The sequence below is a fragment of the Hydrogenophaga sp. genome, assembly GCF_014773545.1.
Classification (GTDB): domain Bacteria; phylum Pseudomonadota; class Gammaproteobacteria; order Burkholderiales; family Burkholderiaceae_C; genus Hydrogenophaga.
Map to the genome: position 1 here is coordinate 1 of NZ_SDDV01000012.1, position 13,796 is coordinate 13,796.

The window sequence follows — 13,796 nt, forward strand, 5'->3', positions numbered from 1 at the left end:
TTGCGCTCGACCATGATGGCTTTGAGCACCGCATCGAGTTGCGAAGCGGAAGTCGCGCGCCTGAAGATGGAGCGTGACAGCGCAAAAAAAAGCCGCGGCGTACTGCGCGCAAGACACACAGCCTGCCGGTGGCGCCGGACCTGGTGCAGCGGCGCTGCAACCCCAAGGTTCCCAACCAGCCGTGGTGTGGCGACAGCAGCTACATCGCCACCGACGCGGGCTGGCTGCACCTGGCTGCGGTCATCGACCCGTTCAGTCGCCAGCTGGTGGGCTCGGGCCTGCGGCCGCACATGCAGACCAGCCTGGCCAAGGACGCGCTGGCCATGGCGTGCTGGCGCCGTCGCCCAGAGCCAGGCCGATATTCCGCGGCGACCGGGGCGGCCCGCATTGCAGCGCTGAGTTCCAAGGGGCATCGAAAGACGGGAAGATGCGTTCATCGATGAGCAGCAAGGGCAACTGCTGGGACGACGCGCCGACCGAGAGCTGCTGGGATCGACTGAAAACCGCCGGCGTGCATGGCCACAAATTCGCCACCAAAGAGCAGGCCAAGCAGGCGGTGCCGGACTGGATGGCTTGCTACAATCAGCGCAGGCTGCATGCCTCGCTGGGCTTTCTCAGCCCGATGCCGTTCGAGCAACGCTGGTACGAAGCACAGCGAAAAAAGGCCGCGTAAACCGTGGACTAAGAACCACACGAAACGGGGGCAAGGTCGGTGCGCGCTCTACCGCCAGATCAATGTCCATGGCCCTCAAGTCAACCATTTTCAAAGCGCAGCTGCAAATTGCAGACATAGACCACGGCTATTACGCCGACCACGCGCTCACCCTGGCCCGCCATCCGAGCGAAACCGACGAGCGCATGATGGTGCGCCTGCTGGCGCTGGCGCTGCACGCGCACGACCTGCAAGACCGCTGCCATGGTGACGCTACGCTGACTTTTGGCGCCGGCTTGTCGAATCCGAACGACCCAGACATCTCGTTGACCGACTTCAGCGGCCGCAAACGGCTGTGGATCGAGGTCGGGCAGCCGGACGAAAAGCCGCTGATCAAGGCCTGCGCCCAGGCCGACGCGGTGGCAGTCTACGCTTACGGCAGCGCAGCTCAGGTGTGGTGGCGCGGCGTGGGGGGCAAGCTGGGCCGGCTGAACCGGCTGCAAGTCTGGTACCTGCCCAGCGCTGCGGCTGGCGCCCTGGCCGGCCTGGCCGAGCGCAGCATGCAGTTGCAGGCCACGCTGCAAGAGGGCACGCTGACGCTCTCAAGCGCCCTGGGCAGCATCAGCGTCGAGCCCGTGCGCTGGCAATGAGCTGGTCTGCGCTGCCCTTGGACAACGCACATTCAGCCACGCGGCCCGGTCAATTTACAATGGCAAGCTTTGCAGCGCGCACGCGCGCCGCGTGTTGCTTTTGTGCGCTGCGCGCCGTGCAGCCAGTGCTCTTTTTCTCACCCACCTCAAATCATGCCCATTTATGCCTACGCGTGCGAGTCCTGTGGTCATGCCAAGGACGTGCTGCAAAAACTCTCTGACGCCGCTTTGAGCGTGTGCCCAGCCTGCGGCCAGCCCAGCTTCAAAAAACAACTCACCGCCGCCGGCTTTCAGCTCAAGGGCTCAGGCTGGTACGTGACCGATTTTCGTGACGGCAACAAACCCGCCGCCTCCAGTCCGGGCGCCGCAGACGCCGCTGCCACACCGGCCGCTGCTCAGGCCGCTTGCGCACCGGCCGCCGCTGATGCCGCTGCCAGCAGCACCGCAAAAAGCAGCCCGGCGCCGGCTGCGAGCGGCCCGGCGCCGTCGGCCTAAAGATATTCCGGCAACCCGCTTGTCACCCCGTTGAAAGTAGAACCGACATGGCCATGCGCTCCCACTATTGCGGTCTGGTGACCGAAGCCCTGCTGGGTCAAACCGTCGTCCTGTGTGGCTGGGTCAATCGCCGCCGCGACCACGGCGGCGTCATCTTCATTGACCTGCGCGACCGCGAAGGCAGCGTGCAGGTGGTGTGCGACCCGGACCGCGCCGAGATGTTCAAGACCGCCGAAGACGTGCGCAACGAATTCTGCGTGCAAATCACCGGACTGGTGCGCGCCCGCCCCGAAGGCACGAGCAACGAACAACTCAAGAGCGGCAAGATCGAGTTGCTGTGCCACGAGCTCAAGGTGCTCAACCCCTCGGTGACGCCGCCGTTCCAACTCGACGACGTGCACCTGAGCGAGACCACGCGGCTGACGCACCGTGTGCTCGACCTGCGCCGCCCCTACATGCAAAACAACCTGCTGCTGCGCTACCGCGTGACGATGGAGGTGCGCAAGTTTCTGGATGCGAATGGCTTCATCGACATCGAAACCCCGATGCTGACCAAGAGCACGCCCGAAGGCGCGCGCGACTATCTGGTGCCCAGCCGGGTACAAGACGGCCACTTTTTCGCGCTGCCGCAGTCACCCCAGTTGTTCAAGCAGTTGCTGATGGTGGCCGGCTTTGACCGCTATTACCAGATCACCAAGTGCTTTCGCGACGAAGACCTGCGCGCCGACCGGCAACCCGAATTCACCCAGATCGACATCGAGACCTCGTTCCTGGACGAGCAAGACATTCGTGACTTGTTCCAGGACTTGATCAAAACGGTGTTCCAAAATACCCTGGGCATAGACTTGGGCCAATTCCCGGTCATGAGCTACGCCCAGGCGATGCAGCGCTTTGGCTCGGACAAACCCGACTTGCGCGTCCCACTCGAATTCACCGAGCTCACCGAGCTCATGCGCGACGTCGACTTCAAAGTCTTCAGCGCCCCGGCACAGATGAAAAATGGCCGCGTGGTGGCGCTGCGCGTGCCCGGCGGCGCCGAAATCAGCCGCAGCGAAATCGACGCCTACACCGACTTCGTAAAAATCTACGGCGCCAAGGGTCTGGCCTGGATCAAGGTCAACGACGTGACCAAGGGCCGCGACGGCTTGCAAAGCCCGATCGTGAAAAACCTGCACGACAGCGCCGTAACCGACATCCTGGCGCGCAGCGGCGCGCAAGACGGTGACATCCTCTTTTTTGGCGCCGACAAGGTCAAGATCGTCAACGACGCCATGGGCGCGCTGCGGGTCAAAATCGGTCACAGCGAATTCGGCCAGAAAAAAGGCCTGCTCCAAGACCGCTGGGCGCCCCTGTGGGTGGTGGACTTCCCGATGTTCGAGCACGACGAAGAAGCCGACCGCTGGGCCGCCGTGCACCACCCCTTCACCGCGCCCAAGGACGGGCACGAGGACTGGATGCTCAGCGCACCCGAGAAATGCATCTCCAAGGGCTACGACATGGTGCTCAACGGCTGGGAAATTGGCGGCGGCTCGGTGCGCATCCACCGCGCCGACGTGCAGCAAAAGGTGTTCGACGCACTCCACATCACGCCCGCGCAGGCGCAGCAAAAATTTGGCTTCCTGCTCGACGCCTTGCAGTACGGCGCGCCGCCGCACGGCGGCCTGGCCTTCGGCCTGGACCGCATCGTCACCCTGATGACCGGCGCCGATTCCATCCGCGACGTGATTGCCTTCCCCAAGACCCAGCGCGCCCAGTGCCTGCTGACGCAAGCGCCGTCGCTGGTGGAAGAAAAGCAGTTGCGCGAGCTGCACATCCGGCTGCGCAATGCCGACACGAATAAAACCGCCTAAACCCGACTGCCGCCGCGGCCACCATGCTATGCTAGACGGCACTGCATTCGGGTATTCGTCCCGGCGGCGCTTCGTTTTTTCAGCATGAAACCCTTTTGAAAGACACCGACCATGAACGATTTTGCAAGTGAAACGCTGGCCTCTCGTCAAAAACTGGTGGCCGATTTGCAGCGGGTGATCACTGACGCCGAGGAGCTGCTGCAAGTGACTGCGCACCAGACCGGCGACAAAGTGGTCGAGTTGCGCGCGCGCATCGCGGAGAACCTGCGCCAGGCCCGCTACAAGCTGGTCGACGCCGAAGCAGCCATCAAGGACAAGGCCCAGCAGGCGTGCCGCGCAACCGACGACTACGTGCACGAACACCCCTGGCTGGCCATTGGCACCGCCGCCAGCCTGGGCCTGGTGCTCGGCCTGCTGCTGGGCGGTCGCCGCTGAAGACGGGCGACGACCAGCGCATGGCTGCTTCGCCTGTGCGCCTCGCGGCTTCGTTGCGCGGCTTGACAGCCAGTCTGCTCGAGCTGCTGCAACTGCGACTGGAACTGCTCAGCATCGAGGCGCAAGAAGCGCTGCAGCGTGTCGGCGGCCTGCTGGTCTGCGCCGCGCTGGCGCTGGTGTTTCTCTCGCTCGGCCTGGGTTTTCTGGCCGTTTTGCTCACCGTAGCTCTGTGGGACAGCCACCGCCTGCTGGCGCTGGCTGTGTTTGCCACGCTGTTTCTGGCGCTCGCTGCAGCCTGCGTCTTTGCGGCGCACCACTACCTGCGCGGTGTTGCACGCCTGTTTGGCGCCAGCATCGAGGAATTGCGGCAAGACCGCGAGAGCCTGCGTTCATGAGCGGCGCCAGCACCGATCTGGCGCTGCGCCGCCAGCGCCTGGTGCAACGCAGCACGCAGTTGCGCCTGCAATTGCAGCAACAAGCGCAGCAGATGCAACCGGCGTTCCACGCTGCCGACCGGCTGCAAGACGGCTGGCACTGGCTGCGCCGCCACCCCGGCGTGGCGGCAACGGGCCTGGCCGCGCTGTTGCTGTGGCGACCGCGCCAGGCCTTCAGCCTGAGTCTGCGCGCTTGGTCGCTCTGGCGGCTGTGGCAAAGGCTGCGCCACGCAGGCGGGTCGGCGCGCGCTTGGTTTTAAGCCCCATGCCTGCGCGACGCTGGCAAGCGCGCGCACCCACACACCTGAGCGGGCCGCTGCTCATTAACGTGAAAGTTGGGCCGCGACTCACTTCGCTCCCCTCTCCCGTGCGCGGGAGATGGGTTGGGGGTGAGGGAGAACGGGCAGGATTTTCAGTGCACAGGCCTTGATGGCATGATCGGCGCATGAGCATTTTGCGAGTCGCCACCTACAACATCCACAAAGGCGTGCGGGGCCTGGGGCCGTCGCGGCGGCTGGAAATTCACAACCTGGCGCACGCGGTCGAGCAGTTCGACGCCGACCTGGTCTGCCTGCAAGAAGTGCGCCGACATCACCGCAAGCTCGAGCGGCACTTCACCCGCTGGCCCAGCCTGGATCAGGCGGGTTACCTCTCCCCAGAAGGCTACGAATCGATCTACCGCACCAACGCCGTAACGCGCCACGGTGAACACGGCAACGCGCTGCTGTCGCGCTGGCCGGTGCTGGGCAGCCAACACTCTGATGTATCAGACTACCGTTTCGAGCAGCGCGGCCTGCTGCATGTGCAGTTGCTGGTGGAACAAGCGGTCTTGCACGTGGTGGTGGTACACCTGAGCCTGATCCACGCCAGCCGCGAGCGCCAGGTGCAGCGCTTGGGAAAATACCTTGAACACCACGTGCCGGCCAGCGCCGCCTTGATCGTGGCCGGTGACTTCAACGACTGGGGCGCCAAGCTGCTGCGCCCCATGGCCGCGCTCGATCTGCGCACCTTCGAGGGCATTCGCCTGGCGACTTTCCCCTCGCGGCTGCCGCTGCTGCATCTCGATCGCATCTATGTGCGCGGCTTGCGCTTGGTCTCAGCCCATGTGCCGCATGGGCAGGTCTGGTCGCGCATGTCCGATCATCTGCCGCTGATTGCGGAACTGGAATGGTGAGAGCCTTTGCCCTTGGCAAGCAAAGCGGCGCCCGTTCGACCAGCGGCACGCGCAACGGGGGTCACCAGTTGCTGCTGCTGCAAGGCGGCGACGAGCTGTTTCCGGCGCTGGTCGAGGCCATGGACGCCGCGCGCTCACTGGTGCACCTGGAGACTTACATTTTCCAATTTGCTGGCTCGGCCCTGAGCGTGGCGCAGGCGTTGGAGCGCGCCGCACAGCGCGGCGTGCAGGTGCGACTGGTGGTCGACGGCATCGGCACGCCCAAGGTGCCGCTCGAATGGCAGCAACGCTTTTCCCGCGCCGGTGTGCACTGGCGCACTTTCGCGCCGCTGGGCACACTGAGTCTGTTGATCCCGAGCCGCTGGCGCCGGCTGCACCGCAAACTGTGCGTGGTCGACGGCACGATTGGTTTTTGTGGCGGCATCAACATCATCGACGACCTAGACGATGTGGCGCTCGGTCGCCTGAGCGAACCCCGGCTGGACTTCTCGCTGCGCGTCAGCGGCCCATTGGTGCGCAACATGGTGGCGGCCATGGAGACGCTTTGGCGCCGTTTGCAGGTGGTGCGCAAAGCCAGCCAGGGCGAACTCAAGGCGACCTGGAAGGCGCTGCGCAAGACCCACCCGGTGGGTGACTTCTCCCGCATACTGCAAAAATTCGAGGCCCGCGTTGGCCTGGGCCCTGCGCACACAGCGCAGCAACTGCCCCAGGGAGTCGACGATGCGCACGCTGTCTTGCTGCTGCGCGACAACCTGAGCAACCGGCACGACATCGAGCGCGCCTATCTGCGCTCGATCGCCACCGCTCGGCGCGACATCGTGATCGCCAACGGTTATTTCATTCCCGGCCGAAAAATGCGTCGCGCCCTTATGCTGGCCGCGCGCCGCGGCGTGCGCGTGCGCTTGTTGCTGCACGGCAAATACGAGCATTTTCTGCAATACCGCGCTGCCCGCCCGGTGTTTCAATGGCTGGTCGATGCCGGGGTGGAGATTTATGAATACGCGCCCAGCGCCCTGCACGCCAAGGTGGCGGTGATTGACCAGCGCTGGGCCACGGTGGGATCGACCAACCTCGACCCAGTGTCGCTGCTGCTGGCGCGCGAGGCCGACGTCATGACCAGCGACCGACGTTTTTGCGCCCTGCTGCACCACCGTCTCGATGGCCTGGTGCTGCACGCCGGGCAGCGGCTCGACGCCAGCGCCCTCAGCTTGCGTCCCTGGCACCAGCGCATGCTAGACCGCATCGCCTTTGGCCTGATGCGTGCTTCGCTGTTTGTCACCGGGCACCGCTACTGAGAGGCTGAGCCCGCAGCAGCCTGGCAAAAACCCTGTCACAGCACCGGTTGTTAGGCCGCGCCGGGCTGGGTGTTAGCATCCCCCATGCTCATGAAAAACGACCTGTCCATGACCCGCACCACCGACAGTCACGAAGACCTGGGTCTGCCCGTATCGGTCAAAATTCGCGAGCGGCTGCGCGCGGCGCGCCAGCGTTTTCACTCGAACGACAACATTTCCTCCTTCATCGAACCAGGTGAACTCGAGCAACTGCTCGACGAGGTCAGCGAAAAGATGCAAGGCGTGCTCGACAGCATGGTGATCGACACCGACAGCGACCACAACACCAGCAACACCGCGCGCCGGGTGGCCAAAATGTACCTGAGCGAAGTCTTCAACGGGCGCTACGTCAAGGCCCCCAGCGTGACCGAATTCCCCAACGCCGAGCACCTGAACGAGCTCATGATCGTCGGCCCGATCACCGTGCGCAGCGCCTGCAGCCACCACTTCTGCCCGGTGATAGGCAAAATCTGGATCGGCGTCATGCCCAACGAGCACACCAACGTGATCGGCCTGTCCAAATACGCCCGGCTGGCCGAGTGGATCATGGGCCGACCGCAGATTCAGGAGGAAGCGGTGGTGCAACTGGCCGACCTGATTCAAGAAAAGACTCAACCCGACGGCCTGGCCATCGTGATGGAGGCAAGCCACTACTGCATGGCCTGGCGGGGCGTCAAAGACATGGACAGCAAAATGATCAACTCAGTCATGCGTGGCGTGTTTCTGAAGGATCCGAACCTGCGGCGCGAGTTTTTATCGCTCATTCCGCGTTAACGGGCATGACTTTAAAAGGCGCCCCAAAAAATGAAAGTCCTGCCCGTTCTCCCTCACCCCCAACCCCTCTCCCGCACGCGGGACAGGGGATCGAAGTGAGTCGAGGACCGACTTTCACGTTAAAGCCCACCGGAGAACGTCATGCTGGTACGCCTGCTCTATGTCAGCCGTGCGGTCGATCCGAACTGCTGCGCAGCCATTGAATCGATCCTGGAAGTCTCGCGCGCGCACAATCTGCAGCACGGCATCACCGGTGTGCTGTGCTACGGCGGCGGCACTTTCTTGCAAGCCATCGAGGGCGGGCGCGGCGCGGTCAACCAGCTCTACAACCACATCGTGGTCGATCGTCGGCACGCCGACGTGCTGCTGCTGTACTACGAAGAAATCAGCGAACGGCGCTTTGGCGGCTGGACCATGGGTCAGGTCAACCTCGCCAAGGTCAACACTTCCATCGTGCTGAAGTATTCCGAACGCCCCGAGTTCGACCCCTACGCGGTGTCCGGCCAAGTCTCGCTGGCTCTACTGGAAGAACTGATGGCCACCGCCAGCATCATTGGCCGGGCCTAAGAGCCTGCTCCGGTGCGCGGGCCCAAGCCACTTTTCCTGGTCTGCTTGCTGGCCTGCTTGCTGGCGGCACTGCTGCTTGCTCCCGTCAGCGCCAGCGCCAAGACGCCACCGGTGTACGCCGCGCGCGTGACCTGGGTGGTCGACGGCGACACCTTGTGGGCCAGACCGCTGAGCGGCGGGCGCGCGGTCAAATTGCGCCTACACGGCATCGACGCACCGGAAATCTGCCAGGCTGGCGGGCCGGTCGCGCGCGCCGCCCTGAGCCTGCGCGCGCACCGGCAGGTGGTTCAGGTGCGCACGAAGTACCGCGACCGCTATGGCCGCGCTGTGGTGCAGTTGCACCAGAACAACGAGGATCTCGCGGCATCGATGGTGCGCGCCGGCCAGGCCTGGTCGGACCACAGTGGGCGCAGCCTGGGGCCGTATGCGGCCGAAGAAGCACAGGCGCGGGTGCAGCGCCGCGGCCTGTTTCAGCAGCGCAACGCAGAAATACCGCGTGATTTTCGCCGCCGCCACGGGCCCTGCCCACGACCTTGAAGCGACCGGCTGCCAGTGGACAATCTCGGTTGAATGGGGGAACACCATGTGCTGGATCATCACGATTGCCGTCATGCCAGACGCCGTCCCGCTGGCCCAAGCCTGGCAGCGGGGAAGAACGGGTTTGAACGTGCTGCGCACCCAGCGCCCGGAAGATGTGCAGGCTTTTCCGCCGGGTCTGGCGGTGCTGGATGTATTGAAAGGCGGCTGTTCCTGCGCCCTCATGCCCGCGTTGCCCGTGCGCCGGATGGAAATCACCGCCGATCAGGACAAGCTGCGCGACCGCTACCGGCGCCTTGGTTGGTCGGCCGCCAAAACCGAGCGCGCCGTGCAGGCGCGTATTCATGACTCGGAAAAAAAACCGCCGCCGGACCATTCAGATCATCTGCGCCTGCGCGCGGCGCTGGCGCAACTGGCCGAATGCGCCGGCCCGGTGTACGTGCTCGCGCAATGGCTGGGCCGCGAGGCGCAAGAATGCTCACCAGCAGCCGTGACTTTAACGCCGCAAGCGTTTCTGGAACAAGGCTTTGCGCCGCAGACGCTGGTCGTCATCCGCCCCGGTTTCACTCGCACACAAGGAACCAACACATGGACGCGCCCAACTGGGTAGTCATTCTCGTCGCCATCTTCGGCATTGCCGCCGCCGTCCTGCTCATGATGGTGCTATCCGATGTCTACCGCGCGCTCAAGCGTCGGCTGGCGACCGACAAGAATGATCCGCTCTTCGTCCCAGGGTTTTTTGACCGCGATGAAGTGGTCAACGTGCATTTGCGAGATCACACCCTGATGCCCCGGCTGCGCCTGCTGGGGTTTCGGCGCAAGAACGCGCACATCGAGGATGCGCCGCCGCAGCTCATGGGCATGGTCGCGTTCCAAACCGAGGACGGCAGGCGGGTGCTGATAGACCCCAACGCCATCAAGATGCTCGAAGCCGTGCCGGCGCATGCCACCCCGGCGCAACTGCTGGCCGACGACCTCGAACGGCATCTGGCGGGCAAGCTCAAGCTGGACGCGATCAAGCAGCGAATGCAGGCCGGCGGATATGGCGAGCGCTCACAATACGCCGCGTTGCCGCACTATTTCGACGACGCCGACATCCGCGCCCGCGATGCCGGATACAAGGCCATGCAGCAGCACGCCTTGCGCCGCTACATTGGCCTGCTGCGCGCGCAAGCCGATGCGGCGCAGTTGGGTTCGATCAGTTTTCTGGAAAAAGGGGAAAGGTCGGCATGATGGAAATGCAAACTCAAACCGCCGCCGCGCTGGCGATGTTCGCAAGTGCGGTTTTTGTATGGCTGCTGTGGGGTTTTTTCTGGCTGCGCCGGCGCCTGCGCGAACCGGCGAATGGCCGCCTGGCAGATGCGCGCGAGATCGGTCTGGGCTGGTGGCGCTGGAGCGGGCTGAGTCTGATGTTCGGCAGCGTGGGCATGGCCGCGGTTGTCCTGTTGTTGTCCGCGCAAGACGCCGCGCCGGGTGATTGGATAGCCGTTCTGTTTATTGGCGCGTTCGCGGGCGGCGGCACACTGACCGGCTGGCTGCTGTGGCGCACCCGCATCCGCGTCAGCGCGGCAGGCGTGCAGGGCTACTGCGCGGCCCTGCTGCCGCGCTACCTGGCCTGGGACGACATCCGGCAGGCGCGCTACAGCGCCTTCATGGAAGCCATCAAACTGACCGGCACGACAGGCAAGCCCCCCGTCTATGTGTCGGCGTATATCGACGATTTCGCGGGTTTTATGCGCACCCTGCGTGAACGCGCCCCGGCGGCGCAGATAAGCATCGACGCGAAAACAAGGGCGGAAGATCTGATGCAGACGGGGCATTTCGAGAGCCTGGAAAAACACGCCCTGACCGGCTTCGCGCTAGCGAGTGCCGTCTTCGCGCTTACGCTGCCTGTCCTCCCGCCGCACCTGCCCGCGCTGGCGCTGGCGGGCGGCGCCGGGGCGCTGCTCGCCGCCTTCCCCATCCTGCGCCGGCTGCGGCCCCGGCTTTCTGAGCGCGCTCCCATGGTCGGGAATCTGATACAGGGCGCGGCGCTATTCGCTTCAATAGTCATGCTGCCCCGAGCGATTTCCCGCCACGAGGCGCATCTGGGTGGGCCAGACGCGATCAGCAGTGGCGAGGGCCTGATCCTGCTCATGCAATATCTCAGCTTTTCCATGCTGACGCCATTCCTGCTGCTGCTCGCCGCCAAACGGCTCTGTCCGAAACACTTCAGCCTGCCTGAAAACAGGAACAACACATGACTCCGGCCGGCCCGCTCAACGGCGCGATACTGGCTGTGAAGGTGCAGCGCCCCACCTGCCTGGGTATGTTGCTTCCCCCTCGCCCTGGTTGTGCCGGAATTGCGCCGCGCTGCAGCCACCTGGCCGCGCGCCAGGCTGGGCTGCCCAGTCTGCCACCGCGCCATGCCCAGCGCGGCACATGAAGGCATCGAAATCGAACTCTGCCACCACTGCACTGGCTCGACCCCCTGCAAATCGGCCGCATGGCGGAGCCGCCAGCTCTCTTAGGCAGATGCCGACCCGCACACGCTACAACGCGGATTTTGCGGCAGCGCGATTTCCGTGCACGACAGCTCGCGCCCGTCGAACAGCAGCAGCCGCCCGCTCAGGCGCGAGCCCAGGCCACACAGCAGCTTGAGCGCCTCGGCCGCCTGCATAGAACCCATGATGCCCACCAGCGGCGCAAACACGCCCAGAGTGGCGCAGCGCGTCTCTTGCACCTCGCTGTGCTCTGGAAACACACAGGCGTAGCAGGCCTGGCCGCTCGTGCGCGCATCAAACACGCCGAGTTGACCATCCATGCGGATCGCCGCACCCGAGACCAGCGGCTTGCGCTGCTGCACACAGGCGCGGTTGATCAGGTGCCGGGTGGCAAAGTTGTCGGTGCAGTCGAGCACCACGTCGGCCTGCGCCACCAGGGCGTCGAGCAAGGGCGCGTCGGCACGCTGCACCAGGGCGCGCACCTGCGGGTCGGGGTTGAGGGCGGCAATCGCCGTGTGCACCGATTCGGCCTTGGGCCGACCCAGCCGCGCGAGGTTGTGCGCAATCTGGCGCTGCAGGTTGGTGGCATCGACCAGGTCGTCATCGACCACCGTGATGCGGCCCACGCCGGCGCCGCCCAGGTAGAGCGCCGCCGGCGAACCCAGCCCACCCGCACCGATGATGAGCGCGTGCGCACCCAGCAAGCGCTGCTGGCCTTCGACGCCGATCTCTTCGAGCAGGATGTGGCGCGAGTAGCGCAGCAGTTGCTGGTCGCTCAGGTCCGGCCCGGGGCCAAACGCCGCGCCGTGCGTCATGCTGGCCTTGGCCTGCGGGCGGTGCACGCTCAGTTTTCCTTCTTCTCGGGGCTGCGCACCGTCAGCGTGGTGCTGACCTGCACCGGCTGGCCCTTGAGGTGGTTGAGGGCTTGCTGCAACTGGAAGTCGCGCTCGCTGCCAAATTCGGGCACCAGCCGCTGGCCAGGGTTTTTGCGCGCCTCTTCCTCCAGCCGCAGGCGCGCTTGCTCACGCGCGAGTTCACGCTGCTTTTCTTCGGCGCGGCGCTCGTCGGTCATCGGCGCCCCGACTGCAGCGCCATTGCCCAGGTGTTTGTCCAGATCGGCCTCGCGGGTGCGCAACAGGGCAAACAGATTGCCTTCGGCGGTTTCGTCGACCATCACGCTGGGAACGATGCCGGTGGCCTGGATCGACGTGCCCAGCGGCGTGTAGTAGCGCGCCGTGGTGAGCTTCAAGCCGGTGTCGGGCCCGAGCGGGCGCACGGTCTGCACCGAACCCTTGCCGAAAGTCTGGCTGCCCATGACGGTGGCACGGCGGTGGTCTTGCAGGGCACCGGCGACGATTTCGCTCGCCGAGGCCGAACCTTCATTGACCAGCACCACCAGCGGCAGCGACCTCAGCTTGCCCCGCGTGGTTTCAGTCAGACGCTGAATCGGGTCGGTACCGCCACGGCGCAAAAAATGCTGCGGAATGGTTTTGTAGATAAAGCGGCTTTCTTCCAGTTGGCCGTTGGTGGACACCACGGTCACGTTCTCGGGCAGGAAAGCGGCCGACAAGGCCACCGCAGCGTCCAGCAGGCCGCCGGGGTTGTTGCGCATGTCCAGCACCAAGCCCTTGAGCTGGGGCTCGGCACGGTAAATCTCCTCCATGCGGAGCACGAAGTCTTCGACCGTGCGCTCCTGGAACTGCGACACCCGCACCCAGGCGAAGCCGGGCTCGACCACCCGTGCGCGCACGCTCTGGGTTCTGATTTCCTCCCGCGTGATCGTCACCGGGAAGCTGCGGTTTTCGTCCCGGCGAAAAATGGTCAGCAACACTTGGGTGCGCGGCTCACCGCGCATCAGACGCACCGCCTCGTTGATGCTCAGACCTCTGACCGGGGTGGAGTCGATACGGGTGATCAGGTCGCCGGTCTTGAGGCCGGCGCGAAAAGCAGGCGAACCTTCGATCGGCGAGACCACTTTGACCAGGCCGTCTTCCATCGTGATTTCGATCCCGACGCCGACGAAGCGCCCGGCCGTGCCCTCGCGAAATTCCTTGAACGACTTTTTGTCGAAGTACTGCGAGTGCGGGTCCAGGCTGCTGACCATGCCGGAGATGGCCGCGGAGATCAGCTTTCTCTCGTCGACCGGCTCTACATAGTCGGTTTTGATGATGCCGAACACCGCCGCGAGCTGCTGCAACTCCTCCAGCGGCAACGGCGCCAAGCTGGCGCGCGCCACCGCCTGCAACTGCACTGTGGCCATGGCCCCGGCAAGTGCGCCAACGGCCAGCCAGCCCGCGATCTTCAGCTTGTAAGCCACCTGTTTACCCATTGAAATTTCCCCGTGAATGACCGCGCCGAACCGACCCCCGCCGGCTCAATATACACCTTGGAGGAGTGCGGCGGGTTTCGGT

17 protein-coding genes and 1 pseudogene are annotated in these 13,796 nt (G+C 64.7%); 16 read left to right on the forward strand and 2 right to left on the reverse strand.

The features are described 5' to 3' along the window. Window positions 1-116: 116 nt before the first annotated feature. From EST26_RS08840 to EST26_RS10490, 16 genes and pseudogenes are all read left to right on the forward strand, one after another. Window positions 117-673, forward strand: a pseudogene (locus tag EST26_RS08840) (IS3 family transposase); the annotation flags it as partial. A 68-nt stretch (window positions 674-741) separates the two neighbouring features. Further along, on the forward strand, window positions 742-1,302 hold the full coding sequence (locus EST26_RS08845; RefSeq protein WP_291067132.1) for a YaeQ family protein: 561 nt from the start codon (window positions 742-744) through the stop codon (window positions 1,300-1,302). Window positions 1,303-1,455: 153 nt separating this feature from the next. Continuing rightward, entirely contained in the window at window positions 1,456-1,797 is a 342-nt protein-coding gene (locus tag EST26_RS08850) for an FmdB family zinc ribbon protein (protein ID WP_291067134.1), read from the forward strand. Window positions 1,798-1,844: 47 nt separating this feature from the next. Continuing rightward, the gene (aspS, locus tag EST26_RS08855; RefSeq protein WP_291067136.1) at window positions 1,845-3,647 is read left to right on the forward strand and encodes an aspartate--tRNA ligase; all 1,803 of its coding nucleotides are present in this window, start codon (window positions 1,845-1,847) and stop codon (window positions 3,645-3,647) included. 111 nt (window positions 3,648-3,758) lie between these two features. Further along, window positions 3,759-4,082 (forward strand): DUF883 family protein, encoded by a 324-nt coding sequence (locus EST26_RS08860; RefSeq protein WP_291067137.1) that lies wholly within the window; start codon window positions 3,759-3,761, stop codon window positions 4,080-4,082. A 20-nt stretch (window positions 4,083-4,102) separates the two neighbouring features. Further along, window positions 4,103-4,477: a phage holin family protein gene (locus EST26_RS08865; protein WP_291067138.1), complete on the forward strand. Its 375-nt coding sequence runs from the start codon at window positions 4,103-4,105 to the stop codon at window positions 4,475-4,477. Further along, entirely contained in the window at window positions 4,474-4,776 is a 303-nt protein-coding gene (locus EST26_RS08870) for a YqjK family protein (protein WP_291067140.1), read from the forward strand. The genes EST26_RS08865 and EST26_RS08870 overlap by 4 nt, the downstream gene beginning before the upstream one ends. Before the next feature lie 185 nt (window positions 4,777-4,961). Beyond that, window positions 4,962-5,690, forward strand: coding sequence for an endonuclease/exonuclease/phosphatase family protein (locus EST26_RS08875; protein WP_291067141.1), 729 nt, complete (start codon window positions 4,962-4,964; stop codon window positions 5,688-5,690). Then, window positions 5,687-6,985, forward strand: coding sequence for a cardiolipin synthase ClsB (gene clsB / locus EST26_RS08880; protein ID WP_291067143.1), 1,299 nt, complete (start codon window positions 5,687-5,689; stop codon window positions 6,983-6,985). Before EST26_RS08875 ends, clsB begins: the two co-directional genes overlap by 4 nt. A gap of 90 nt (window positions 6,986-7,075) precedes the next feature. After that, window positions 7,076-7,798 carry a GTP cyclohydrolase I gene (gene folE / locus EST26_RS08885; RefSeq protein WP_291067240.1) on the forward strand — a complete coding sequence of 241 codons (723 nt, stop codon included), beginning with the start codon at window positions 7,076-7,078 and terminating at the stop codon, window positions 7,796-7,798. A gap of 141 nt (window positions 7,799-7,939) precedes the next feature. Then, entirely contained in the window at window positions 7,940-8,365 is a 426-nt protein-coding gene (locus tag EST26_RS08890; protein ID WP_291067145.1) for a BLUF domain-containing protein, read from the forward strand. A 12-nt stretch (window positions 8,366-8,377) separates the two neighbouring features. Beyond that, window positions 8,378-8,902: a thermonuclease family protein gene (locus EST26_RS08895; RefSeq protein WP_291067147.1), complete on the forward strand. Its 525-nt coding sequence runs from the start codon at window positions 8,378-8,380 to the stop codon at window positions 8,900-8,902. A 46-nt stretch (window positions 8,903-8,948) separates the two neighbouring features. Further along, complete coding sequence (locus EST26_RS08900) at window positions 8,949-9,512, forward strand: hypothetical protein (protein WP_291067149.1); 564 nt, start codon at window positions 8,949-8,951, stop codon at window positions 9,510-9,512. After that, window positions 9,491-10,135 carry a hypothetical protein gene (locus EST26_RS08905; protein WP_291067151.1) on the forward strand — a complete coding sequence of 215 codons (645 nt, stop codon included), beginning with the start codon at window positions 9,491-9,493 and terminating at the stop codon, window positions 10,133-10,135. The genes EST26_RS08900 and EST26_RS08905 overlap by 22 nt, the downstream gene beginning before the upstream one ends. Before the next feature lie 5 nt (window positions 10,136-10,140). Next, a complete protein-coding gene (locus tag EST26_RS08910) occupies window positions 10,141-11,145 on the forward strand; it encodes a hypothetical protein (protein WP_291067153.1) in 1,005 nt (334 codons plus the stop codon). A gap of 90 nt (window positions 11,146-11,235) precedes the next feature. After that, complete coding sequence (locus tag EST26_RS10490; RefSeq protein ID WP_366474646.1) at window positions 11,236-11,412, forward strand: zf-TFIIB domain-containing protein; 177 nt, start codon at window positions 11,236-11,238, stop codon at window positions 11,410-11,412. Here the strand turns inward: EST26_RS10490 and EST26_RS08915 are convergent. Both EST26_RS08915 and EST26_RS08920 read right to left on the reverse strand, forming a co-directional pair. Continuing rightward, window positions 11,409-12,164 (reverse strand): HesA/MoeB/ThiF family protein, encoded by a 756-nt coding sequence (locus tag EST26_RS08915; RefSeq protein ID WP_291067241.1) that lies wholly within the window; start codon window positions 12,162-12,164, stop codon window positions 11,409-11,411. The two genes, EST26_RS10490 and EST26_RS08915, sit on opposite strands and share 4 nt — an antisense overlap. 65 nt (window positions 12,165-12,229) lie before the next feature. After that, the gene (locus tag EST26_RS08920) at window positions 12,230-13,702 is read right to left on the reverse strand and encodes a S41 family peptidase (protein WP_291067242.1); all 1,473 of its coding nucleotides are present in this window, start codon (window positions 13,700-13,702) and stop codon (window positions 12,230-12,232) included. Window positions 13,703-13,796: the final 94 nt, after the last annotated feature.

Excerpts from the sequence above, each read along its gene's own strand:
- EST26_RS08845 (WP_291067132.1), top strand. The coding sequence starts at position 742 with ATGGCCCTCAAGTCAACCATTTTCAAAGCGCAGCTGCAAATTGCAGAC.
- EST26_RS08850 (WP_291067134.1), top strand. The coding sequence starts at position 1,456 with ATGCCCATTTATGCCTACGCGTGCGAGTCCTGTGGTCATGCCAAGGAC.
- aspS (WP_291067136.1), top strand. The coding sequence starts at position 1,845 with ATGGCCATGCGCTCCCACTATTGCGGTCTGGTGACCGAAGCCCTGCTG.
- EST26_RS08860 (WP_291067137.1), top strand. The coding sequence starts at position 3,759 with ATGAACGATTTTGCAAGTGAAACGCTGGCCTCTCGTCAAAAACTGGTG.
- EST26_RS08865 (WP_291067138.1), top strand. The coding sequence starts at position 4,103 with ATGGCTGCTTCGCCTGTGCGCCTCGCGGCTTCGTTGCGCGGCTTGACA.
- EST26_RS08870 (WP_291067140.1), top strand. The coding sequence starts at position 4,474 with ATGAGCGGCGCCAGCACCGATCTGGCGCTGCGCCGCCAGCGCCTGGTG.
- EST26_RS08875 (WP_291067141.1), top strand. The coding sequence starts at position 4,962 with ATGAGCATTTTGCGAGTCGCCACCTACAACATCCACAAAGGCGTGCGG.
- folE (WP_291067240.1), top strand. The coding sequence starts at position 7,076 with ATGAAAAACGACCTGTCCATGACCCGCACCACCGACAGTCACGAAGAC.
- EST26_RS08890 (WP_291067145.1), top strand. The coding sequence starts at position 7,940 with ATGCTGGTACGCCTGCTCTATGTCAGCCGTGCGGTCGATCCGAACTGC.
- EST26_RS08900 (WP_291067149.1), top strand. The coding sequence starts at position 8,949 with ATGTGCTGGATCATCACGATTGCCGTCATGCCAGACGCCGTCCCGCTG.
- EST26_RS08905 (WP_291067151.1), top strand. The coding sequence starts at position 9,491 with ATGGACGCGCCCAACTGGGTAGTCATTCTCGTCGCCATCTTCGGCATT.
- EST26_RS08910 (WP_291067153.1), top strand. The coding sequence starts at position 10,141 with ATGCAAACTCAAACCGCCGCCGCGCTGGCGATGTTCGCAAGTGCGGTT.